At 72.1% G+C, this 20984-nt stretch carries 21 protein-coding genes and 1 pseudogene; 13 read left to right on the top strand and 9 right to left on the bottom strand.

What is annotated here, in order from left to right; genetic code table 11:
- Window positions 1-123 precede the first annotated feature (123 nt).
- Genes ACIBI9_RS46620 through ACIBI9_RS46610 form a run of 3 tightly spaced genes read left to right on the top strand, consistent with a single transcriptional unit; the run spans window position 124 to window position 2514 of the window.
- Window positions 124-630, top strand: coding sequence for a PadR family transcriptional regulator (locus tag ACIBI9_RS46620; protein ID WP_397232751.1), 507 nt, complete (start codon window positions 124-126; stop codon window positions 628-630).
- Window positions 623-1288, top strand: a complete 666-nt coding sequence (locus ACIBI9_RS46615; protein WP_397232749.1) for an ABC transporter ATP-binding protein — start codon at window positions 623-625, stop codon at window positions 1286-1288. Before ACIBI9_RS46620 ends, ACIBI9_RS46615 begins: the two co-directional genes overlap by 8 nt.
- Before the next feature lie 8 nt (window positions 1289-1296).
- Window positions 1297-2514, top strand: coding sequence for a hypothetical protein (locus ACIBI9_RS46610; RefSeq protein ID WP_397232747.1), 1218 nt, complete (start codon window positions 1297-1299; stop codon window positions 2512-2514).
- 66 nt (window positions 2515-2580) lie between these two features.
- Here the strand turns inward: ACIBI9_RS46610 and ACIBI9_RS46605 are convergent, their stop codons facing one another.
- The 5 genes and pseudogenes from ACIBI9_RS46605 to ACIBI9_RS46585 form a co-directional block, all read right to left on the bottom strand.
- Window positions 2581-4536: an endo-1,3-alpha-glucanase family glycosylhydrolase gene (locus tag ACIBI9_RS46605; RefSeq protein ID WP_397232745.1), complete on the bottom strand. Its 1956-nt coding sequence runs from the start codon at window positions 4534-4536 to the stop codon at window positions 2581-2583.
- A gap of 206 nt (window positions 4537-4742) precedes the next feature.
- Window positions 4743-5108 carry an SPW repeat protein gene (locus ACIBI9_RS46600; protein WP_397232743.1) on the bottom strand — a complete coding sequence of 122 codons (366 nt, stop codon included), beginning with the start codon at window positions 5106-5108 and terminating at the stop codon, window positions 4743-4745.
- A gap of 208 nt (window positions 5109-5316) precedes the next feature.
- Window positions 5317-5841 (bottom strand): annotated as a pseudogene (locus ACIBI9_RS46595) (cation transporter); the annotation flags it as partial.
- A 1-nt stretch (window position 5842) separates the two neighbouring features.
- Complete coding sequence (locus ACIBI9_RS46590; RefSeq protein WP_397232741.1) at window positions 5843-6214, bottom strand: ArsR/SmtB family transcription factor; 372 nt, start codon at window positions 6212-6214, stop codon at window positions 5843-5845.
- Window positions 6215-6255: 41 nt separating this feature from the next.
- Window positions 6256-6615: a winged helix-turn-helix transcriptional regulator gene (locus tag ACIBI9_RS46585; RefSeq protein ID WP_397232739.1), complete on the bottom strand. Its 360-nt coding sequence runs from the start codon at window positions 6613-6615 to the stop codon at window positions 6256-6258.
- Between the two features lie 202 nt (window positions 6616-6817).
- On the opposite strand from ACIBI9_RS46585, the gene ACIBI9_RS46580 reads away from it, so the two are divergent.
- The 3 genes from ACIBI9_RS46580 (at window position 6818) to ACIBI9_RS46570 (ending at window position 9689) form a co-directional block, all read left to right on the top strand.
- Window positions 6818-7732, top strand: coding sequence for an NADP-dependent oxidoreductase (locus ACIBI9_RS46580; RefSeq protein ID WP_397232737.1), 915 nt, complete (start codon window positions 6818-6820; stop codon window positions 7730-7732).
- A gap of 34 nt (window positions 7733-7766) precedes the next feature.
- Window positions 7767-8543: an Fpg/Nei family DNA glycosylase gene (locus tag ACIBI9_RS46575; RefSeq protein ID WP_397232735.1), complete on the top strand. Its 777-nt coding sequence runs from the start codon at window positions 7767-7769 to the stop codon at window positions 8541-8543.
- 141 nt (window positions 8544-8684) lie between these two features.
- Window positions 8685-9689, top strand: a complete 1005-nt coding sequence (locus tag ACIBI9_RS46570; RefSeq protein ID WP_397232733.1) for a GDSL-type esterase/lipase family protein — start codon at window positions 8685-8687, stop codon at window positions 9687-9689.
- Here the strand turns inward: ACIBI9_RS46570 and ACIBI9_RS46565 are convergent.
- Window positions 9673-10359: an SGNH/GDSL hydrolase family protein gene (locus tag ACIBI9_RS46565; protein ID WP_397232731.1), complete on the bottom strand. Its 687-nt coding sequence runs from the start codon at window positions 10357-10359 to the stop codon at window positions 9673-9675. The genes ACIBI9_RS46570 and ACIBI9_RS46565 overlap by 17 nt on opposite strands.
- 151 nt (window positions 10360-10510) lie before the next feature.
- On the opposite strand from ACIBI9_RS46565, the gene ACIBI9_RS46560 reads away from it, so the two are divergent.
- Genes ACIBI9_RS46560 through ACIBI9_RS46550 form a run of 3 tightly spaced genes read left to right on the top strand, consistent with a single transcriptional unit; the run spans window position 10511 to window position 14179 of the window.
- Window positions 10511-10996 (top strand): (2Fe-2S)-binding protein, encoded by a 486-nt coding sequence (locus ACIBI9_RS46560; protein ID WP_397232729.1) that lies wholly within the window; start codon window positions 10511-10513, stop codon window positions 10994-10996.
- Window positions 10989-11978 (top strand): FAD binding domain-containing protein, encoded by a 990-nt coding sequence (locus ACIBI9_RS46555; RefSeq protein WP_397232727.1) that lies wholly within the window; start codon window positions 10989-10991, stop codon window positions 11976-11978. The genes ACIBI9_RS46560 and ACIBI9_RS46555 overlap by 8 nt, the downstream gene beginning before the upstream one ends.
- Window positions 11975-14179: a xanthine dehydrogenase family protein molybdopterin-binding subunit gene (locus tag ACIBI9_RS46550; protein ID WP_397232725.1), complete on the top strand. Its 2205-nt coding sequence runs from the start codon at window positions 11975-11977 to the stop codon at window positions 14177-14179. Before ACIBI9_RS46555 ends, ACIBI9_RS46550 begins: the two co-directional genes overlap by 4 nt.
- A gap of 13 nt (window positions 14180-14192) precedes the next feature.
- Here ACIBI9_RS46550 and ACIBI9_RS46545 read toward each other — a convergent pair whose 3' ends face one another.
- Complete coding sequence (locus tag ACIBI9_RS46545) at window positions 14193-15086, bottom strand: NAD(P)-dependent oxidoreductase (protein WP_397232723.1); 894 nt, start codon at window positions 15084-15086, stop codon at window positions 14193-14195.
- Between the two features lie 45 nt (window positions 15087-15131).
- Window positions 15132-15662 (bottom strand): SRPBCC domain-containing protein, encoded by a 531-nt coding sequence (locus tag ACIBI9_RS46540; RefSeq protein WP_397232721.1) that lies wholly within the window; start codon window positions 15660-15662, stop codon window positions 15132-15134.
- 69 nt (window positions 15663-15731) lie between these two features.
- Between ACIBI9_RS46540 and ACIBI9_RS46535 the strand changes: the two genes are divergently transcribed.
- Window positions 15732-16670 (top strand): LysR family transcriptional regulator, encoded by a 939-nt coding sequence (locus ACIBI9_RS46535; protein WP_397232719.1) that lies wholly within the window; start codon window positions 15732-15734, stop codon window positions 16668-16670.
- Window positions 16671-16686: 16 nt separating this feature from the next.
- Here the strand turns inward: ACIBI9_RS46535 and ACIBI9_RS46530 are convergent, their stop codons facing one another.
- Window positions 16687-17952 (bottom strand): aminotransferase class V-fold PLP-dependent enzyme, encoded by a 1266-nt coding sequence (locus ACIBI9_RS46530; protein ID WP_397232717.1) that lies wholly within the window; start codon window positions 17950-17952, stop codon window positions 16687-16689.
- A 171-nt stretch (window positions 17953-18123) separates the two neighbouring features.
- On the opposite strand from ACIBI9_RS46530, the gene ACIBI9_RS46525 reads away from it, so the two are divergent.
- The 3 genes from ACIBI9_RS46525 to ACIBI9_RS46515 all read left to right on the top strand — a co-directional run bounded on the left by ACIBI9_RS46525 (window position 18124) and on the right by ACIBI9_RS46515 (window position 20974).
- Entirely contained in the window at window positions 18124-18522 is a 399-nt protein-coding gene (locus tag ACIBI9_RS46525) for a hypothetical protein (RefSeq protein WP_397232715.1), read from the top strand.
- 92 nt (window positions 18523-18614) lie between these two features.
- A complete protein-coding gene (locus ACIBI9_RS46520) occupies window positions 18615-19703 on the top strand; it encodes a PLP-dependent cysteine synthase family protein (RefSeq protein ID WP_397232713.1) in 1089 nt (362 codons plus the stop codon).
- Window positions 19700-20974 carry an MFS transporter gene (locus ACIBI9_RS46515; protein WP_397232712.1) on the top strand — a complete coding sequence of 425 codons (1275 nt, stop codon included), beginning with the start codon at window positions 19700-19702 and terminating at the stop codon, window positions 20972-20974. The genes ACIBI9_RS46520 and ACIBI9_RS46515 overlap by 4 nt, the downstream gene beginning before the upstream one ends.
- The last annotated feature ends 10 nt before the right edge of the window (window positions 20975-20984 follow it).

The raw sequence follows: 20984 nt of genomic DNA, 5'->3' as shown, positions 1-20984 counted from the left end.
TCCCTGATCTGCTCCAGCTCGGCCCGCCACCCATCAGGCGGGCGACGGCGGCGGACGTGGCCGCGACCCGTCGCTCAGCCATCGCCGTTGGCGCGACTATTCATTGAATGTATAGTTGCGATCATGTCCACAGCTCATGTGTTGCTGGGGCTGCTCGCGGAGCGCCCGAAACACGGCTACGAGCTCAAGAAGGAGCACGACCATCGCCTGGCCGGCGCCAAGCCGCTGGCCTACGGGCAGGTCTACGCCACGCTGCAGCGGCTGGAACGCGACGGCTTCGCGGAGGTGGCGGAGACGCAGCAGGAGGGCGGCCCCGAGCGCACCATGTACGCGATCACCGGCAGCGGCCGGGAAGAGCTGGCCCGGTGGCTGAACACCGTGGAGGCGCCGGCGCCGTATGTCGCCAGCTCGTTGTTCGCCCGGGTCGCCGTCGCGGGACGAGGTGCCGACGGCTATCTCCTGCGGCAGCGCGAGGCGCATCTGGCCCGCATGCGGGAGCTGACCGCCGAGAAGGCGGCCGGCCCGCCCGCCCAGGTGCTGGCGGCCGACTACGCGCTCCAGCACCTCGACGCCGACCTGCGCTGGATCGAGACCGCACTGTCGCGGCTGAAGGAGGACAACGATGCTTGAGGCCAGGGGCCTGGTGAAGTCGTACGGCAGGACCAGGGCGCTGACAGGCGTCTCCCTCCAGCTCGCGGAGGGCGAGATCCTCGCGGTCACCGGGCCGAGCGGATCCGGCAAGTCGACGTTGCTGCACTGCCTGGCCGGGATCATCCGCCCGGAGTCCGGCGAGGTCGTCCTGGACGGCAGGCGGATCGACACGCTGGGCGAGGCGGAGCTGACCAAGCTGCGCCGCGAGAGCTTCGGCGTGGTCTTCCAGTTCGGCGAGCTGGTGCCCGAGCTCACCGCGGCGGAGAACGTCGCGTTACCGATGCTGTTCAACCGGCACGGCAGGCAGGAGTCGACGAACGCCGCCGCTGACGCGCTGGCCCGGCTGGAGGTGTCCGACTGCGCCGATCAGCGGCCCGGCGAGCTGTCCGGGGGGCAGCTGCAGCGAGTGGCCGTCGCGCGGGCGCTGGTGACCGGCCCGCGCGTGGTCTTCGCCGACGAACCCACCGGAGCGCTGGACACCCTCGGCGGCGAGCAGGTGATGAGCGCGCTGCTGGGCGCGGCCCGCGCCGGCGGTACCGCCGTGGTGCTGGTCACCCACGACAACCGGGTGGCGGCCTACGCCGACCGCGAGATCGCCCTGCGCGACGGCGCCGTGCTGACGGGGATCAGCCGATGATCGCCATCATGCGGATGCTGAACAGGGGGCGGTCGCGGGCCGAGCGGGCCCGCGCCTGGCTGGTCGCCGCCGGCACGGGGCTGGCGACGTTCCTGGTCTGCACGGCCGTCAGCCTGGCCGACTTCCGGGACGAGGGCGGCTCGCTGACCGGGCTGGCCCTGGCCCTGCTGGCCCTGCCGGTCGCCGGCCTGGTGCACCAGTCCAACCGGCTGGGCTCGGCCACCAGGGAGCGACGGCTGGCCGGCCTGCGGCTGGCCGGGGCCACGCCGGGCGACGTGCGCCTGCTCGGCGCCCTGGAGGGCGGCCGGTCGGCGCTGGCCGGCTCGCTGGCCGGCGCCGCGGTCTATGTGGTCGCCCATCTCTCCGGGCCGCTGATCCAGGTGCCGGTGGTCATGGCCGTGATGGCGCTGGGCGGAGCCCTGTCGGGGGCACGCGCCGGCCGGAACATCATCGCCTCACCGCTGGGCCTGGTTCGCCGTTCGCGCCTGCGGGGGCCGAGAGTGGTGGACCTGCTGCTCGTCGTGGCCGGTGTGGGCCTCTTCGTTGTCGGAGCCGTATGGAAAGGGGGCTTCCCGCTCGCCGGGAAGTACGGGGCGGCTCTGGCCATCACGGCCGGGGTGGTGCTCATCCTGTTCGGGGTGACGCTGGCCACGACCTGGGTGATCAGGGCGTACGCGCGCCGCGCCGGCCGGCGGGCCGGGTCGCCCGAGACGCTGCTGGCCGCGCGGCTGGTCGAGGCGGATCCGAGGGCCTGGGCCAGAGCCCTGTCCGTGGTGGGCCTGACGGTGTTCTTCGGCGCGGGCGCCGGCGCCCAGCAGGCGGGCGTCGGCTACCACCAAGCCCACGCGCTCGTCGACGCCGCGCTCCTGGTGGCCCTGCTGACGTCGGCGGCCGCCCTCGTGGTGCACCAGGCCGAGGAACTGCTCGATCACCGCCGCTCGTTCGCCGCGCTGGCCGCCTCCGGGGTGCCCGAGCGGGCGCTGGGCGGGGTCCTCGTACGGCAGGCGGTCATCGCCGCGCTGCCGATCTGCGTCGTGGCGGCGGTCGCGGGAGTCGTGGTGGTGATCCTGCCCCTCGCCGACACCTACCAGGTGGGGTGGCTCGGCTGGGCGGTCGCCAGGGCCGTGGCCATGGCGGGCATCGGGGTTCTGGCCGCGGTGCTCGTGGCCCTGGCGGCACGCCCGCTGCTGCGCGACGCGCTCCGCCTGGAGAGGCTGCGCGCCTGAGAGAGGCGCCGGCCGTGGACGCGCCGGATCCCCGAGGCACCCGGCCCGGGGATCCGGCGCGCCGCGTCAGCGTTCGCTGGAGGCGGCGCGGTAGTGCAGGTCCTGCACGTACGGCGTCGCGGTGATCGCGTACGGCGAGACCACCTTCGCCACCACGGCCGAACTCCTGGTGACCGAGGCCGAAGCGGTGCCCGCCTTCAGCGGGAACGTCTTGGCGGACACCCCCGCGGGCGCGTCGTAGGTCTGCGTCGTGCCGCCGACCGTGACGGACACCTTGCCCGCCGCGGTCAGCATGGTGAGCACCTCGACGGTGTCCCGGGCCGCGGTGCTGCCGTCGCGCAGCTTCATCAGCTTGGTCTGCGTGTACGACGGCGCGGCCGCGACCGGCTGGATCCGGTGGGTCAGGTACGCCGTGTCGTTGGTGATCTTCGGGCAGCCGAGCTTGTAGCAGGTCAGGTAATAGGCGTTGATGTCGAGATACGTCCAGCCGGCGTTCCTGGAGGGGGCGAACTGGGTGTTCTCGGAATAGTCGTTCCAGGTGGTGAGCTGCGCCCACTCCGCCTCGCCGTCGATGGCCCCCTTCCAGGTGACCCGCAGGTTCTCGGTGTTGCCCGCCTCGTCGAACACGCTCTGGTTGGGACGCTCGTCCTGGACGGACACCGGCTGCATCCAGATCTTGCCCATGCCGTGTGCGCGGTCGATGTTCGTCTTCAGGCCGGCGTTGGCCGCGGGGCTGCGGTTGCCCCAGTTCGAGAAGCCGTAGCTGATGGAGGCGAACGCGTCGCGGTGCTTGTTGAAGTCGACGAACGTGGGCACCAGGGCGACCTTGATGCCGTGCTGCGTCTCCATGGTCTTCATCCAGTCCGACCACCAGGCGGCGGTGCGGCCTTCGGCCTTGAAGGGGGCGACGACGAGGCGGCCGTCGGCGAGCCGGTAGACCGACTTCGACGCGGCCAGCTTGGCCATGGCGGTGGCGAAGGCGGCGCTGTCCAGCGAGGCCAGGCCGTTCATGTCCGGCATGAGCACGATCTTGAAACCGGGGTCCACGGCCTCGGCCGCCTTGACGAGGTTCTGCGCCCGCGTCCACTGCGCGCTGGTCACGGAGAGGATGTCGACGGTGAAGCCGTCCAGGCCGGCGGCGATGGCCTGCCTCACCTCGGTCTTGAGGTCGGCCAGCGCGTAGTCGCCCGTGATCGGGTCGCGTCCCAGCGGCCGGTCGCGCAGCAGCCCGCCGTACGCGGCGTGCTTGCCGCTCTCGCCGTCCGGCTTGAGGTAGTTCCTGGCGTAGTAGTCGCCGGCCGGAGCCTGGTTGTCGAGGGAGATCGGATAGGGGCTGAAGTAGTGCGCGAACACCTTCTTCGCCGAGGCCCGCAGCGCCGCCGTGCCCGGCAGGGTGAAGGGCAGCGGCCCGTCGGTCTGCTCGTCCCCGGTGCCCTCCGTGTAGGTCACCGTGAGCTTCGGTCCCCGGTTCCCGCTCTCGCGCGAGGACATCAGGACGGTCGTGGTGGCGTCGGTCCCGGTGAGGGCGAACGCGTACGTGCCATCCCCCTTGACCGCCGAAGAGACGTCCAGCTTGGCCGTGGCGCCGGCGGTGAAACCGGTGTGCGAGTCGATGACCGGCGCGCTCAGCGCCGGACGCGTGTTCCAGGTGGTGGCGGCCTCGGTCCAGGCCCCCGTCACCGGGCGGACGGAGACGGTGGTGTCCGTCGCTCTGGCCGAGACCACGTCCAGCGTGACCTTGACGTCCTCGGCGTCCTGCGGGATGCCGGTGACCTTGAAGCGGGTCAGCGCGGCACGCTGCCCTGCGGTGGCACTGCCGCACTCGGTGCCGCAGACGCTCATCCAGGTCGCGGTCGCGAAGCTCTTGGCCGGCTCGGCCTGGCTGACGAACACGTCCTCCGCCGCGGCGAACGTCACGCTGACGGGGGCGACGGCGGACGCCTGCACCGGGGTCACAACGACTGTCGCCAGCATGGCGATGCCCGCCGCCGCCCCCGATAACGTCCGATATCGGTTGGCCATGAAACTCCCTTGCCTTGCGGTACGGCCCCGTCTCGGCGGGGCCGTCTTGCACGGCCAAGGATGGATCATGCTCAAGCACCGGATCAGACTTTTCGGATAACTCACAGGGGCCGGACAGCCGACTGCGTCCCCTTCTCCTCCAGGAGACGGGACGCAGTCGGCGGCGAGCCGCTTCTCGATGCAGACCGGTGGTCCGCCCGGAAGCGTCAACGCCGACGTAGGGACATCGTGCCGAGCATGACGCAGGCCAGGCCGCAGGCGACGATGACGATCCCCGTGATGACGTTGTTGACGATCGTGCCGGCGCTGGCTCCGTGTGGGGGCAGCACCCACGGCGCGATGATCGTCCAAACCCCGATGACCGGCACGACGAACGCCAGCCCGTGGATCCGGCCGTACGCCGAGGCTATCCCGGCCGCCAGCAGCGCCAGGGCGATACCGGTGATCAGATTGTTGACGGTCAGGGTCGAGCGCCCGAAGAATCCCACCACCCATGGCGAGATGGCGAGATAGAGACCGCTCAGGAACGTCAGTCCACCGACGGCCTGCCCTGAGGGGCTCTGCGCAGCCATGTCGTATTGAGCTCGCAGGGCTGCTATGTCAGGGTGCTGACCCATGTCTAGTTTCGGATGGAGTGGACTTTCAGCCATGTCCCACACCACCTTCCCCATACCGCGTGGAGGTTTGAATACGTAACCCCTTCCCCCACGGTCACGCCAACGCGCCCACCTGGGCCAACATTTCCCCAAATCGCTTGGGGCGGGCTTGGGCAGGGCGGGCCTATGGGCAGCAGCCGTCCGACGCGGCGCCGGCGGGCACGGCGCAGCAGGCGTCTCCGCGCCAGGCCTCGCGCCCTTCCTTGACCGCGACCGCGGCGATGACCAGGGCGGCGATCGGGTCGGCCCAGGACCACCCGAAGGCGCTGTTGAGCGCGAGCCCCGCGAGGAGCACCCCCGACAGGTAGGTGCACAGCAGGGTCTGCTTGGAGTCGGCCACGGCCGAGGCCGAGCCCAGCTCACGGCCCGCGCGGCGCTGGGCGTACGACAGGAACGGCATGACGACCAGCGACAGGGCGGCCAGGATCAGGCCCGGGGTGGAGTGTCCGGCCTCCCCAGCGCCGAGCAGGGCGCGTACGGCGTCGACGGTCACGTAGGCGGCCAGGGCGAAGAAGGAGATCGCGATGACGCGCAGCGCGGCCCGCTCGCGACTTTCGTGGTCGGCGGCGGAGAACTGCCAGGCCACCGCGGCGGCGGAGGCCACCTCGACGATCGAGTCCAGCCCGAAGCCGATGAGCGCCGTGGAGGAGTCACGACCTCGACTCCCCTGCCTGGGCGGGGCGCAGGGCGACCGCGTGGCCCGTGGCGGCCAGCAGTTGCTCGGCGGAGGCCAGCAGGTCCATCAGCTCGGGCCGGGTCAGGGAGTAGAACGACTGGCGGCCTTCGGCCCGGTAGTCGATCAGATCGCAGTCGCGCAGGCAGGCCAGGTGCTTGGAGACCGTGGACTGGGCCAGCCCGAGCTCGGCCGTCAGGTCGACCACTCGCGCCTCGCCCCTGGCCAGGCGCTGCACGATGCGCAGCCGGGTCTCGTCGGCCAGCGAGTGGAACAGCGCCGCCGCCGGAGGGACCCCGGCGGCGATGTCGGTGCTGACACAGCGACCACCGTCGTTATCAATCGCCACATGGCGATGATAGCGCGTCCTCGCCATGCCGGCTCGGCCGGTCAGGAGGCGTCGTAGCGCAGGCGGGAGGCGGCCACGTACTCGCGGTGCCGCCCGGCCCATTCGATGAGCCCGGCGACCTGCGAGGAGAGCGTCTGGCCGACCGGGGTCAGGGTGTAGTCCACCCGGGGCGGCGAGGTGGGGGTGACGGTGCGCTCCACCAGCCCGTCGCGCTCCAGGCTGCGCAGGGTGAGGGTGAGCATGCGTTGGGAGATGCCCTCGATGGCGCGCTGCAGTTCGGAGTAGCGCATGGGGCCGCCGCCGAGCAGGTCCATCACCAGCACGCTCCATTTGTCCCCGACACGGTCGAGGACGTCGCGCAACCGGCAGGTCGGGTGGTGCTCGCCGACCGTTTCACGCACATCGGTGTGCCTAACGCGGGTCAAAGTGCCTTCTTCCGCCATGACGGCATTGTGGATGAGACTCGATGCGCGCACAAGAAGTAACCAGCGCACAGAAAGTGCTGTGCTCCCCGCCGCCCATCAGGGCCGCGCCGTCCTGCGCGCCTCCTGGCGGCAGGCCATCACAGCTTCCACGGAAAACGGAGTGATCATTATGCGTGCCATGGCTTTCACCGGCTTCGGCGCCGAGCTGGCCGCCGCCGACCTGCCCGTGCCGGAACCGGGACCCGGCGAGGTGCTGGTCCGGGTGCTGGCCTCGTCGGTCAACGGTTTCGACCTGGGCGTGCTGGGCGGCTATCTCAAGGGCGTGTACGACTACGAGTTCCCGGTCGTGCTGGGCAAGGACTTCGCCGGCACCGTGGCGGCCGTCGGCGAGGGCGTGAGCAGCCTGACGCCGGGTGAGGACGTGTTCGGCGTGGTCATGCGCCCGACCCTGGGCCAGGGCGGCTTCGCCGAATATGTGGTGGTGAGCGAGCAGTACGGCCTGGCCAGGATCCCCGAGGGGCTCGATCACACCCGCGCGGGCGTGCTGGGCCTGGCCGGGACCGCCGCGCTCAATGCCGTCGACGCCGTCGCCCCGGCACCGGGCGAGACCGTCCTGATCTCGGGCGCGACCGGCGGCGTGGGCGCGTTCGCCGTCCAGCTGGCCGCCGCGCGCGGCGCCAGGGTGATCGCCACCGCCAGGCCCGGAGCCGAAGCCGCCTTCGTCACCGGACTGGGCGCCACCTGGGCCGTCGACCACGCCGATCTGCCTGCGCAGGTGGCCGCGATCGCGCCGGGCGGGGTGGACGCCGCGCTGCACCTGGCGGGCGACGGCCCGGCGGTCGCCGCGCTGCTGGCCGACGGCGGGCGGCTGGCCTCCACCGTGCATTACGTGCCCGACGAACCCGGCCGGGACCTCAAGGCCACGGCGGTGATGGCCGACCCGAACCCGGACACCCTGGCCCGGCTCGCCGCCGACGCGGCCGAGGGACGCCTGCGCGTACCGGTGGCCCGCGCCTACCCGCTGGCCGAGGCGCCGCACGCGATCGCCGATTTCACCACCGGAACCGTCGGCAAGCTCGCCGTCACGATCTGAGCAAGTAGGCGGCCCTGGTGGGCAGGGGTTCCTCATGCCGGAGCTCCCTGACGTGGAGGGCTTCCGCCAGGTGCTGTCGGAGCACACCGGCGAGCCGATCAGGGCCGTGCGCGTTCGCGACCCCGGGGTCCTGCGCGGCATCGGCGCCGGGCGACTGGCCGCCGCGCTGCGCGGACACCGGTTCGAGCGGCCGCGGCGGCACGGCAAGTGGCTGATCGCGCCCGCCGGCGGGCCGGTGCTGATGCTGCACTTCGGCATGACCGGCTCGCTGTCCTGGCACTCCCCCGAGGAGCCGTGGCACCGGCATGACCGGGTCGTCTGGCAGTTCGACGACGGCGAGCTGCGCTACCGCGACATGCGCAAGCTCCAGGGCCTCCGCCTCGCCGACGACGAGGCGCAGGTGGAGCGGGTGCTCGGCGGGCTCGGCCCGGACGCGCGCGACGTGTCGTACGCGTGCTTCGGCAGGCTGCTGTCGGGCCGCCGCGGACGGCTCAAGCCGGCGCTGACCGACCAGACGTTCGTCGCCGGCCTGGGCAACCTGCTCGCCGACGAGATCTGCTGGCACGCCGGCGTCAATCCCCAGCGCGCCGTGGGTGATCTGGACGAATCCGAACGTGCCGCGTTGTACAGGGCGATGCGCCGGGTCCTGCGAGAATCGATCAAGGCCCGGTGCGTGCCCGCACGTGACGCCTGGCTGACCGGGGCCCGCGACGAGCCCGGCGGTCCCTGCCCGCGCTGCGGCAAGCCCCTGTCCCGCCGCCGGGTCGCCGGCCGTACGACCGTCTGGTGCCCGGGCTGCCAGCCCTTCTGAAGGCATGAAGCTTTCACCGGGGACGCGCCGCTGACCTGCCCCGAGACGCGCCGCGCGAACGATCTCGTTGACGGTCGTTCATGACCTCGAGTCCACTGGTGCGCAAGCCCTCTGCCGGTCCTTCCCCCCAGGAGGCAAGGCATGAAGAAGATCGCGGCAGTGATACTCGTCGTCGCCCTGGCCACTGCGGTCGCGCCGCGGGCCGAGGCGGCGACCGGCGACGGCTCCCCCACCGACGCCAACATCTCCTTCACCGGGCGGTGGGACACCTCCACCCCCACCGCGTACGTGCCGTACTGGGCGGGCGCCTACCTCACCACCGGTTTCACCGGCAGGACGGTCAAGCTGAACCAGCGCAACACCATCGACCTGTACTACAGCATCGACGGCGGCGCGTGGATCTACATCCAGAACGTACGCGGCACGGTCAACCTCACCCCCACGCCGCTGGCCGCGGGGAGCCACACCTTACGCGTCTCCTACCGGGTCGTCGCCGGCTCCTATCACGGTGACGCCGTCTTCCAGGGCCTCGTGCTCGACCAGGGGGCCACGACGTACGCGATCGCGCCCCCGTCCAAGCTGATCGAGTTCGTCGGGGACTCCATCACCGTCGGCACGACCACCTCCAAGAACGCCCTGACCGCGTACGGCTGGCTCATCGGCGAGCGCCTCGGGGCCCGGCACACCCAGATCGCCCAGGGCGGCGCCTGCCTGGTGGCGACCGCGGACGGCTGCGTCGGCCTGGAGGCCCGATTCCCCAAGCTCAACCCCAACGCCGCCACCCCGGACTGGAACTTCTCCCGCTACCAGGCCAACGCGGTCGTGATCAACCTGGGCACCAACGACGTGGGGCACGGCGTGAGCACCACCACCTTCCAGGCGTACTACACCCACCTGCTGCAGGAGGTGCGGGCGGCGTACCCGGCGGCGGCGATCTTCGCGCTGGAGACCTTCACCAGGCGGTACGCCGCGCAGACGCGGGCCGCGGTCACCGCCCGCAACTCCGCGGGCGACGCCAAGGTCTACTACGTCCCCACCGAGGGCTGGCTGACCAGCGCGAACATGTCCGACAACGTCCACCCGAACGACAGCGGCCACGTGGTCATCGCCGATCGCCTGGCACCGATCATCAGCGCCAGGCTCTGAGGGGCCGCAGGATCGCGCGGGCGAGGCCCTTGACGATCTCGGCGGCCAGCACCGCCTGCCCGGCGGCGGCGAAGTGGATCCGGTCCGCGCTCAGCAGGTCCGGACGGTCGTTGACCGGGCAGTCCCACATGTCGACCAGCACGGCGCCGTGGTCGGCGGCCAGGCCGCGGGTGATGTCGTTGACCCGGCGCACCCGCTCGCCCCAGTCCGCGTACCGCGGCACCACGAACGCCCTGCCCAGCGTGAACGTCGTCAGCTGCGCGCCGGCCCCGGCGGCGAACTCGAACACCCGCCTCGACGCGGCCTCGATGGCCGCGTAGTCGGGGTCGGGCCGGAACAGGTCGTTCGCCCCGCAGGACACGTGGACCAGGTCGGGGCCGAACTCGCCGAGCCGGTCCAGCTGCGTTCGCGCCGTCCGGGAGGCGGTCGCGCCGACCTCGGCGGTCTTCAGGTAGGCCAGATCGGGATGGATCCGGCGCAGCACGTCCGCGACGCGATCGGGCCACCCCAGGCTGGCGTATCCGGGACTCGGGTCGCAGGTCCCGGCCGCCAGGCTGTCGCCCACGGTGGCGAAGCGGCGCCAGGGAGCGCGGGCGAGCAGCTCCGCGGCGCGCGCGGCGGACAGGCAGTAGGGATCGGTCTCTTCTGTGAGGGACGAAGTCGTGGTCACGACATAAAAGAGTACGATCGTTCGTACGTATCCTTCAATGGGTATAGTCGGTGAGGACAGACCTCCCCCCGTGAGGGCGCGGCTCGTGCCGTGCCGGAATCGAGGGGTTATGGCTCGTGAGGCGAGTCCCCGGCTTCCCGCGACCCCGGTCATGCGGGTCGCCGTGACGTTGACCGTCAACGGCGTCGATCATCGGCTCGACCTGGACCCCCGCGTGACCTTGCTGGACGCGTTGCGCGACAGGCTGGGGCTGACCGGCACCAAGAAGGGCTGCGACCAGGGCGCCTGCGGCGCGTGCACCGTGATGGCGGACGGCAAACGGGTCCTGTCCTGCCTGACCCTGGCCGCGCAGTGCGAAGGCCGGGCGATCACCACCGTCGAAGGCCTCGCGACCGACGGCGTCCTGCATCCGGTGCAGGAGGCGTTCGTCCGCCACGACGCCTTCCAGTGCGGCTACTGCACCTCCGGGCAGATCATGTCGGCGGTGTGCCTGCTGGCGGAGGGCCGCGCGGGATCCGATGCGGAGATCCGCGAGTTCATGAGCGGCAACCTGTGCCGGTGCGGCGCCTATCCCAACATCGTCGCGGCGATCCGCGAGGCCCGCGACCGGCTGGTGACGGGTGGCCGCGATGCATGAGTTCGAGTACGTCAGGGCGGGCGAGGTGGACCAGGCCGTGGCGACGGTGACCGCCGATCCCGCCGCTTCCTATCTCGCCGGCGGCACCACCCAGATCGACCTGATGAAGGACGGCGTCCTGGAGCCCGACCGGCTGGTCGACATCACCCGGTTGCCGCTCGGCGGCGTCGCCCGCGACGGCGACGTGCTGCGCGTGGGCGCGCTGACCACGATGGAGGAGCTGGCCGCGGACCCCACGGTGGGCGAGCGCCTGCCGTTCCTGCGCGAGGCGCTGCTGCTGGGCGCGTCCGTCCAGCTGCGGAACATGGCGACGATCGGCGGGAACCTGCTGCAGCGCACCCGCTGCCGCTACTTCCGCGACCCCACCGTCCCCGCGTGCAACAAGCGGCGCCGCGGTTCCGGTTGCGCGGCGATACAGGGGGCCGCCAGGATGCACGCGATCCTGGGCGCGAGCGAGCACTGCGTCGCCCTGCACGCCTCCGACATGGCGGTGCCGCTCGTGGCCCTGGACGCGGTCGTCCACCTGCGCGGGACGGGCGGGGAGCGCTCGGTTCCGCTGACGGAGTTCTACCGCGTGCCGGGAGACACGCCCGACGTGGAGAACGTGCTCACGCACGGCGAGCTGATCACCTCCGTGGACGTCCCGCTGCTCGCGCCGGACGCGCGCTCCACCTACCTCAAGATCCGCGACAGGGTTTCCTACGAGTTCGCGCTCACCTCCGCCGCGGTGGCCCTGCGCCTCGACGGCGGCCTGATCGGCGAGGCCCGCGTCGCCCTGGGCGGCGTCGGGACGATCCCGTGGCGCGCGCCCGAGGCCGAACGGGTCCTGCGAGGGGCGCCCCCGAGCCTTGAGGTCTTCATCGCGGCTGCCGAGGCCGCCGTCCGGGACCCGTTCACCGTGGAGGGCACCGCCTTCAAGGTCGAGCTGGCCAAGCGCACCCTGGTGCGCGCCCTGCGAACCGCCGCCGGAGGTGCGAGATGACGACCGTCGAGCAGGTCGGCCTGGTCGGCGAGGGGGTGGACCGGGTCGACGGCCCCCTGAAGGTCACCGGGGCCGCGCGCTACCCCAACGACTTCGGCTTCCCCGAGCTGGCGCACGCCGCGCTCGTCCGCAGCACCGTGGCCGCCGGGCGGATCAGCCGGCTCGACACGGGCGCGGCCCAGGCCTCGCCCGGCGTGCTGGCGGTCATCACCCACCAGAACGCTCCCACGCTGGGGCACGCGCCCGACACGTTCCTGTCGGCCCCGCCGCCGCCGTTGCAGGACGATCGCATCCTGCACTACGGCCAGTACGTCGCCGTGGTGGTGGCGGGCACCGCCGAGGAGGCGACGGCGGCGGCCCGGCGCGTCGAGGTGGAGTACGAGACGACCGAGCCGGTCCTCGACCTCCACGACCCCAGGGCGGAGCTGCTCATCGACCCGTACGAGAGCGACGTCGTCCGCGGCGCCGCCGAGGCCGCGCTGGCCTCGGCCGACGTGCGGTTCGAGGCGACCTACGCCACGGCCGACAACGCCAACAGCCCGCTGGGCCCGTTCACCACCGTGGCCGCCTGGGACGGCGACGCCCTGACCGTCCACGACTCCACCCAGTGGCCCGGCGGTCTGCGCACGGCGCTCGCGCGGGTGTTCGGCGTCCCGGAGAGCGGCGTGCGCGTGCTGGTCCCGTTCGTCGGCGGCGGCTTCGGGGCGGGGCTGCGCGTGTGGCCGCACGTCATGCTGGCGGCGCTGGCCGCGCGTACGGTGGACCGGCCCGTCAAGCTCGTGCTGACCCGCCCGGAGATGTTCACCGGCATCGGCCACCGTACGGCCACGGAGCAGCACCTCAAGATCGGCGCCAACCGTGACGGGCGGCTGGTCGCGATCGACCACGAGAGCACCACGACGCTGCAGATGGCGGGGAACAACCTCGAACCGTGCGCCTCCTACTCGGCGACCGCCTACGCCTGCCCCAACGTCTCCACGCGCGACCGGCAGGTCCGGCTCAACATCACCTGGTGCAACTCGATGCGCGGGCCCGGCGACGCGCAGGGGAACTTCGCGCTGGAGTCGGCCATGGACGAGCTGTCGTACCTGCTCGGCATCGACCCGCTCGACCTGCGGCTGCGCAACTACGCCGAGGTCCACCCGGAACTCGGCCTCCCGTGGTCGAGCAACGCCCTGCGCGAGTGCTACGAGGTCGGCGCCGAACGGTTCGGCTGGTCGCGCCGCCTGCCCGACCCCGGCTCGATGCGCGAGGGCGACTGGCTGATCGGGTACGGCCTGGCCGGCGTCTCGTTCTTCTGGTACCAGGTGCCGTGCCAGGCGAGCGCGACCCTGCGCGCGGACGGGACGGCGCTGGTGCGCAGCGCGGTCACCGACATCGGAACCGGCACCTACACGGTGATGACCCAGCTGTCGGCCGAGCTGCTCGGGCTGGACCTGCCGCAGGTCACCTTCGAGCTCGGCGACAGCGACCTGCCGCCCGGGGCGCACGCGGGCGGCTCGGGCCTGACGGCCGGTCTCGGCAACGCGGTCCACGCCGCCTGCCGCAACCTCGTACAGGCCGTCCTGGACACCGTCCGCGACGATCCCACCTCTCCCCTGGCCGGGTGCGCCGTAGACGACGTCAGCGTCGGCCGCGGCCGGATCCACCGCACGGGATCGCCCGAGGACGGCGAGACCTACACCGACATCCTCGCCGCGCACGGGCTCCCCGAGCTGACCGCCCGCGGCGCCAGCGCCCCGAACGACCCGCAGGAACTCGGCCTGGCGCCCGCCGGCCCGTTCGGCGCGCGGTTCGTGGAGGTGCGGGTCGACCCGGAGCTCGGGCTGCTGCGGGTGGCCAGGGTCGTCTCGGTGATCGACGCCGGCCGGATCCTGAACGAGAAGACGGCCACCAGCCAGATCATCGGCGGCACGGTCGGCGGGATCGGCATGGCCATGTTCGAGGACATGATCACGGACCCGGGATCCGGGCGCATCGCCAACGCCACCTTCGGCGACTACCTGATCCCGGTCAACGCCGACGTCCCCGACATGGAGGTGGCCTTCGTCGGCCGGCCCGACCGGTTCAACCCGATCGGGGTCAAGGGCGTCGGCGAGATCGGCCTCGTCGGCATGGGCGCCGCCATCGCCAACGCGGTCCACCACGCCACCGGCAGGCGCATCCGCTCGCTGCCCATCACGATCGACCAGCTCCTCTAGGGTGTCAGCATGCTCAGGCCGTAGCGGGGCCGTCGTCGAAGCTGGCGTAGTAGGCGGCGGCCATGTCCTCGTCGCCATGGCCCTGGGCGGCGGCGCGGTCGAGGCGTGCGGCGCCGGCGGCGGCGACGTCGAGGCGGATGCCGTGCCGCTGCCCCGCCTCGACGATCAGGCGGGCGTCCTTGGCGGCGGTGGTGACCGTGAAGCTGGGCGGTGAGAGGCGGTCCTCCAGCACCAGGCCGGTCTTGACGCGCAGGTAGCCCATGTCCAGGGGGCCGCCGTCGATGGCGTCGAAGAAGCTCTGCGGGTCCACGCCCAGCGCCTTGGCCAGGGCCAGGACCTCGCCGGCCGCGTTGGTGGCGGCGAGGACCCAGCTGTTGGCCACGAGCTTGAGCCGGGTGGCGCCGGCCGCGGCGCCGTCCTCGCCGGTCCACACGGTACGGGCGCCGACGGCGTCGAACACCGGCGTCACGGCCTGCCGGCTCTCGGCGGGGCCCGCCGCCAGGACGAGCAGTTGCCCGGCCTCCGCGGGCTGGCGGGTGCCGAGGACGGGGGCGTCGTAGAAGACCAGGTCGTGCTCGCGGGCGAAGGCGGCCAGTTCGCCGATCGCGTCGAGGCCCGCGGTGGTCGACTGCACCCAGGCGGTGCCGGGGCGCAGGGCGGGCGCGGCCTGCCGCATCACCTCCAGCACGGCGGCGCCGTCGTAGAGCATGGTGAGGACGACGTCGGCGTCGCGTACGGCGTCGGCGGGGTTGTCGGCGATGTGCGCCCCCTCGGCGGCCAGCGGTTCGGCCTTGTCCCGGGTGCGGTTCCAGGCGCGTACGGTGTGCCCCGCGCGGGCGAGGTTGCGGGCCATCGCGGCACCCATGATCCCGGTGCCGAGAACGCTCACGGTGAGGTTGTCGGTCATGACGTCGCCTTTCTGGCTCGTTGTGCGGCCCGGAGCGGGCTCGGTTCAGGACGCGGCGCGGACGAGGCCGTCCAGCCAGGCCTGGTGGCCGTTGAGCATGGGGTTCGGCCTCTGCGCGGCCAGCTCGGCGGCCGGCCGGCCGATCTGGGTCTCCTGGGTGAGGATGCGTACCCGGCCGCCGGGCAGGTCCTCCACCAGCCAGGCGTGCAGGACGTCGAGCCGCTCCTCGGGCCCGCCGTTCTGCGCGGCCGTCCAGGACAGGCGGCCGGGGACGCCCTCGCCCGGCGGCCGGAACTCGACGACCTGGGCGTCGAGGGGCGGGAAGCCGAAGGTGCCGAACCTGAAGCGCACGCCCTCGCCCAGCTCGGGGCCGCCGCCCTGGGGGAAGCTGATGTCGGCGACGTTGTCGTAGTACGACTCCCAGGTGGAGGTGTCGACAAGGTAGCGCCAGACGCCGGCGGCGGTCAGGCCCTTGACGATCACCTCGTTGGACACGAAGTTGTCGCCGGTGCCGGGCAGGTAGCGCTCCGGCCAGTTGATCGCGTTCTGGGTGGTCATCGTGGTCTTTCCTTTCATGGTGCCGCCACCTAGGCAACTCCCCCTACGCTAGGCAACTAAGCCATCGGAGAACCAATAGGAGGGTCGATGACCGACATCGGCATCCCAATGGAAGACCTCGGCCGGGAGCGGACTCCGTCCCACGTCGACCTCAACCTGTTGCGCACCTTCCTGGCCGTCTATCGCGCCGGCTCGTTCACTGCCGCGGCGCCGTCGCTCGGGCTCTCCCAGCCGACGGTGACGGCCCAGATCCGCACGCTGGAGCAGCAGACCGGGCGCGAGCTGTTCACCCGGCTCCCCCGCGGCGTGGAACCCACCCAACCGGCCCACGAGCTGGCCGCCCAGGTCGCGGATCCCCTCGACGCCCTCGCCTCCTTCCAGAGCCGCCGCGGCCTGCTCGCCGGGCACACCGATCCGGTGCACCTGGCCGGCCCCTCCGAGCTGCTCTGCGTCCGGGTCCTGCCCGCGCTGGCCCCGCTCGTCGCCGAGGGCGTACGGCTGCGCGTCGCGACGGGGCTGACCGAGCCGCTGATCGAGGAACTACGCGCGGGCCGCCACGACCTGGTGATCGCGACCAGGCGCCCCCGTGGCCGCGCGCTGGTCTCGGTCCCGCTGGCGGACGAGGAGTACGTGCTCGTCGCCGCACCCGCCTGGGCGCACGTGGCCGGGGCCGCCGACCCCTGCGCCGCGCTCCGTGACGTCCCCCTCATCACCTACGCCGAGGATCTGCCCATCGTGCGCCGCTACTGGCGCCAGGTCTTCGGCAAGCAACTCTCCGCCGCCGCCGCGGTCACCGTGCCGAACCTGTACGCCGTCGTGTCGGCGGTCAACGCGGGCGCCGGCTACAGCGTGCTGCCCCGCTCGCTGTGCGAGGAGTACCTGGCCTCCGGCAGGCTCGCCCTGCTCCACGACCCGGTCGAGCCACCGCTCAACACGCTCTTCCTGGTCCAGCGGCCGGGCGCCGACGCCAACCCGGACGTCGCCCAGGTCCGCGACCGCCTCCAGCGCGCCGCGCGCACCTGGTAACCCTGCTGCTGACTCGTCAAGGTTCGCGGAGGTCGCGCAGTGCGGCCGTGAGCCGGTCGATGTCGGCCGCGGACGTGAACAGGGCGGGCGTGACGCGGACGGCGCCGCCACCCGACATACCCGTCCGGGCGACGGTGAAGATCCGATGTTCGCGCATCAGGCGGTCGGCGACGGCGATGTTGTCGGCCTCCGTGGTGCGCCCGCGCAGGCGGAAGGCGGTGATGGCGCCGTACGTGCCGGGCTCGTCCGGGGTGAGGATCTCCACGTTCCGGACCTCGCGGAGCGGGCGCACCCAGCGATCGCGCAGGAACCGCAGCCGGGCCTGCTTGACCTGCGCCCCGAGGGTGTCGTGGAAGTCCAGGGCGGCCTCGACGGTGAGGAAGGGCGCGACGTTCATGGTGCCGGAGTGGACGCGCGAGCGGATGTCGGTGGCGGGGTAGGTCTCGTCGGCGTAGAGCGGGTCAATGTCACCCAGGCGCTGCTTGCGGACGTAGAGGAACCCGGCGCCCAGCGGCGCGCCCATCCACTTGTGCAGCGAGAAGACGGCGAAGTCGGCGTCGAGGTCGGGGAGGGTGAAGTCGAGCTGCCCCCAGGAGTGCGCGGCGTCCACGATCACGTCGACGCCCCGGGCGCGGGCCATGGACACGATCCGGCGCACCGGCGTGACCAGGCCGGTGCGGTTGTTCATGTGGCTGAGCAGGAGCAGCTTCGCCTTCGGATGCTCGCGCAGGGCGCGCTCGTAGGTGTCCAGCACCGCCTGGCGGGTGGCGGGCTCGGGCATGACGATCCGCGCGACCTCGGCGCCGCGCCGGTCCTTCAGCCAGTTCATGGCGTACTGGCCGCTGTGGTAGTCCAGGTCGGCGTACATCACCTGGTCTCCGGGACGCAGGCGGCGGTAGCCGGAGATCAGGTTCTGCAGGGCCTCGGTGCCGCCCCGCGTGAGCGCGATCTCGTCCCTGCTGACGCCGAGCATGCCCGCCAGGCGATCGCGGATCTTGTCGGCCCCGGCCTTGTACGTGGTGCGCAGCAGGTGGGAGTTCTGCTCGTTGAGCAGGTCCACGTTGCGGTGGTACGCCTGCCGTACGGGCTCCGGCATGACGCCGTAGTAGCCGTTCTCCAGGTTGACGAAGTCCGGGCTCACCCGGAACCGGCGCGCGACGGCGGCCCAGAAATCCTCATCCCTGGCCAGCCGCTCGGCAGTCGCGCCGCGCGGGGCGATCGGCGGTCCGGCGACGGCCAGCGCACCGAGTCCGGCGACGACCCCGCGTCTCGAAACGGTCATAGAAGACTTCACCACCTGACATCAAATGGGACGCGCGAATCCCCAGTGTGGCGCCGGTCGCCGCGCACTCTTCTTAAAAGCGCCCTGCGGGATGAACAACGACAGCGGCTTTACCGGAATCTTTGAATTCGCCGGGCGCGTCCGGCGGCCGCGCGGGCATTATCACCGGTGATGCTCACGACCCGAACCATCCGTTCCCGCCGTCCGGCCGGCCGGCTGACGGCGCATGCGGCGCTCGCGCTCGCGCTGCTCATCGGCGTGGTGTTCGCCCATGGCGGCGCGTGCGCGGCCGTGGAGCTGTCGGAGCCGGTCGCCCACAGCGTCGATCTGAAGGACACCGCCGTCTACAGCGCGCGATGCCTGCACCGCGAGCTGCCGCCGCGCCACCAGCACGGCACCGAACAGGACTGCTCGGCGATCAACCCGGCCGACACGCCGATCTCCGCGGCGATGTCCGCGGCCTCGTCCCTCCCGTCGGCGCAGGCCGCCGCGGCGGCCACGACGGTCCCGGCGAGCGCCGCCCGGCCCGCCTCGCCATATCTGGAAAATCTCTGCGTGATGCGCATATAGGACCGCGACGTCCATGAGCCGTCCCATGTCCGCTGGGATTCGCGGCCATTCGTCATGCCGCGAATTGCGTCACTCACTTCGGGGATTCACCAATGTCATCACAAGCTACTTTTGCGCGCCCGCAGAAGACGCCGCTCGCCGGCTTCTCATCGCTTTCCCTAGCCGTCGGCAATACGCCGCTGGCATTCATCTCCGAGCCGTTCGTACCGGGCGGAGGGTTCTGGGCCAAGCTGGAAGGGTTCAACCCGGGCGGCATCAAGGACCGTCCCGCCCTGCACATGGTGCGCCAGGCCCGGGCCCGAGGGGACCTCCGGCCGGGGGCGACGATCATCGAGTCCACCAGCGGCACCCTGGGGCTCGGCCTGGCCCTGGCCGGGATCGTCTTCGGCCATCCGGTCGTGCTGGTGAGCGACCCCGGCATGGAGCCGCTCATGTGCCGGCTGCTCTCCTCCTACGGCGTACGCCTCGAGATCGTCCACGAGCCACACCCGGCCGGCGGCTGGCAGGAGGCCCGCCGGGAACGGGTGCGGCGCCTGCTGGCCGACATTCCCGGCTCGTACTGCCCTGACCAGTACAACAACCCGGACAACGCCGACGCCTACGCGGGGCTCGCCCACGAGTTGCTGGGCCGGTTGCCGCACATCGACACGCTGGTGTGCTCCGTCGGCACCGGCGGGCACAGCGCCGGCATCCACGGCGTGCTGCGCCGCCACTTCCCCCGGCTGAAGCTGGTCGGCGTCGACACCGTCGGCTCGACCATCTTCGGCCAGCCCGCCCGGCCCCGCCTGATGCGCGGGCTCGGCTCCAGCATCCATCCCCGCAACGTCGCCTACGACGCCTTCAGCGAGGTGCACTGGGTCAGCCCGGCCGAAGCGGTCTGGGCCTGCCGCGCCCTGGCCGCCCGTCACTACGTCTCGGGCGGCTGGAGCACGGGCGCGGTCACCCTGGTGGCCCGCTGGCTGGCCCGCACCGCCCCCGACCAGACCGTCGTGGCGATCTTCCCCGACGGGCCGTGGCGCTACTGGAACAGCATCTTCGACGACGACTACTGCCGCGCCCACGGCCTGCTCGACCCGGTCCCGGCCGAGGAGCCCGACCTTCTGGGCGAGCCGGGCGAGCGGGAGGTGCACCGCTGGACGCGCTGCGCCACCGTGACGGACCCGCTGGCAGGCCGGCGATGAGAGACACGCTGCGGCAGTTCCGCTCCTTCGAGCGGCCGATCCAGCTCCTGCAGATCAACCAGGCGGGCATCAACCTCGGCTTCTACATGCTCATGCCCTACCTCGCCCAGCACCTCTCGGCCGGTGCCGGCCTGGCCGCCTGGACGATCGGGCTGATCCTGGGCCTGCGGAACATGAGCCAGCAGGGCATGTTCCTGATCGGCGGCACCCTGGCCGACCGGCTCGGCCACAAGCCGATGATCATGCTCGGGTGCGCGCTGCGTACCGTCGGCTTCGCCCTGTTCGGGCTGACCACCTCGCTGCCCCTGCTGGTCCTGGCCGCCGCCGTGACGGGTTTCGCGGGGGCGCTGTTCAACCCGGCCGCGCGGGCCTACCTGGCCTGCGCGGCCGGGGAGGGCAAGGTCGCCGCCTTCGCCGTGTTCAACGTCTTCTACCAGGCCGGCATCCTGCTGGGCCCACTGGCAGGGCTCGCCCTGCTGCGGACGGGGTTCACGGCCGTGTGCCTGTCCGCCGCGGCCATCTTCGCGGTGCTGACCGTCCTGCAGGGACTGTGCCTTCCGGCCCGGCGTGCTCCCGTGCGGGAGGAGCGGCAGCCGGTGCTGCGGGAGTGGCGGCGAGCGTTCGGAGACCGGGAGTTCGTGTCCTTCGCCGCGGCCATGATCGCCTCGTACGCGCTGTCGTACCAGATGTATCTGGCCCTGCCGCTCGAGGTGCAGCGCCTCGGCGGCGGCGAGGCGGGGGTGATGGCCCTGTACGCCCTCTCGGCGCTGCTCGGCATCGCCGGCCAGGTCCGCCTGACCGCCTGGTGCTCGGCCCGGTGGACCCGCGGCCAGGCGATCAGCCGCGGCCTGGCGCTCATGGGGATCGCCTTCCTGCCGCCCGCAGCGCTCGCCCATCCGGCTCTCGCGCCGGTGTGGGCGATGGTGCCCGTCGTGATGTGCGTCCTCCTGCTCACCCTGGGCACGCTGGTCGCCTTCCCTTTCGAGATGGCCACCATCGCCGACATGGCGGGAGATCGCCTGATCGGCACCTATTACGGGCTGTACAACCTGCTGTCCGGGGTGGGGATCCTGGCCGGGAATCTCGTGGCCGGCGCCCTGGTCGACGCGGCGCGCTCCACCGGGTCCGCCGGCCTGCCGTGGCTGCTCCTGGCCGTCGCGGGGCTGGCCTCCGCCGCGGCCGTCAGGCGGCTGGACCGGCGCGGCCGGCTCTCCCCCACCGGCCGGACCGCGGCTACCGGTGACCGGTGGCAAGCGGCGCCGGGGCGGTAGCCTTCTAGCC

It is taken from the genome of Nonomuraea sp. NPDC050451 (assembly GCF_044458585.1).
Note: the sequence above shows the minus strand (reverse complement) of the source record. Positions and strands in the feature narration are given on the sequence as shown.

What these genes read in the sequence shown, in the direction of transcription:
- ACIBI9_RS46620 (WP_397232751.1), top strand. Translation starts at nt 124, where the DNA reads ATGTCCACAGCTCATGTGTTGCTGGGGCTGCTCGCGGAGCGCCCGAAA.
- ACIBI9_RS46615 (WP_397232749.1), top strand. Translation starts at nt 623, where the DNA reads ATGCTTGAGGCCAGGGGCCTGGTGAAGTCGTACGGCAGGACCAGGGCG.
- ACIBI9_RS46610 (WP_397232747.1), top strand. Translation starts at nt 1,297, where the DNA reads ATGCGGATGCTGAACAGGGGGCGGTCGCGGGCCGAGCGGGCCCGCGCC.
- ACIBI9_RS46605 (WP_397232745.1), bottom strand. Translation starts at nt 4,536, where the DNA reads ATGGCCAACCGATATCGGACGTTATCGGGGGCGGCGGCGGGCATCGCC.
- ACIBI9_RS46600 (WP_397232743.1), bottom strand. Translation starts at nt 5,108, where the DNA reads ATGGCTGCGCAGAGCCCCTCAGGGCAGGCCGTCGGTGGACTGACGTTC.
- ACIBI9_RS46580 (WP_397232737.1), top strand. Translation starts at nt 6,818, where the DNA reads ATGGCTTTCACCGGCTTCGGCGCCGAGCTGGCCGCCGCCGACCTGCCC.
- ACIBI9_RS46575 (WP_397232735.1), top strand. Translation starts at nt 7,767, where the DNA reads ATGCCGGAGCTCCCTGACGTGGAGGGCTTCCGCCAGGTGCTGTCGGAG.
- ACIBI9_RS46570 (WP_397232733.1), top strand. Translation starts at nt 8,685, where the DNA reads ATGAAGAAGATCGCGGCAGTGATACTCGTCGTCGCCCTGGCCACTGCG.
- ACIBI9_RS46560 (WP_397232729.1), top strand. Translation starts at nt 10,511, where the DNA reads ATGCGGGTCGCCGTGACGTTGACCGTCAACGGCGTCGATCATCGGCTC.
- ACIBI9_RS46555 (WP_397232727.1), top strand. Translation starts at nt 10,989, where the DNA reads ATGCATGAGTTCGAGTACGTCAGGGCGGGCGAGGTGGACCAGGCCGTG.
- ACIBI9_RS46550 (WP_397232725.1), top strand. Translation starts at nt 11,975, where the DNA reads ATGACGACCGTCGAGCAGGTCGGCCTGGTCGGCGAGGGGGTGGACCGG.
- ACIBI9_RS46545 (WP_397232723.1), bottom strand. Translation starts at nt 15,086, where the DNA reads ATGACCGACAACCTCACCGTGAGCGTTCTCGGCACCGGGATCATGGGT.
- ACIBI9_RS46540 (WP_397232721.1), bottom strand. Translation starts at nt 15,662, where the DNA reads ATGAAAGGAAAGACCACGATGACCACCCAGAACGCGATCAACTGGCCG.
- ACIBI9_RS46535 (WP_397232719.1), top strand. Translation starts at nt 15,732, where the DNA reads ATGACCGACATCGGCATCCCAATGGAAGACCTCGGCCGGGAGCGGACT.
- ACIBI9_RS46530 (WP_397232717.1), bottom strand. Translation starts at nt 17,952, where the DNA reads ATGACCGTTTCGAGACGCGGGGTCGTCGCCGGACTCGGTGCGCTGGCC.
- ACIBI9_RS46525 (WP_397232715.1), top strand. Translation starts at nt 18,124, where the DNA reads ATGCTCACGACCCGAACCATCCGTTCCCGCCGTCCGGCCGGCCGGCTG.
- ACIBI9_RS46520 (WP_397232713.1), top strand. Translation starts at nt 18,615, where the DNA reads ATGTCATCACAAGCTACTTTTGCGCGCCCGCAGAAGACGCCGCTCGCC.
- ACIBI9_RS46515 (WP_397232712.1), top strand. Translation starts at nt 19,700, where the DNA reads ATGAGAGACACGCTGCGGCAGTTCCGCTCCTTCGAGCGGCCGATCCAG.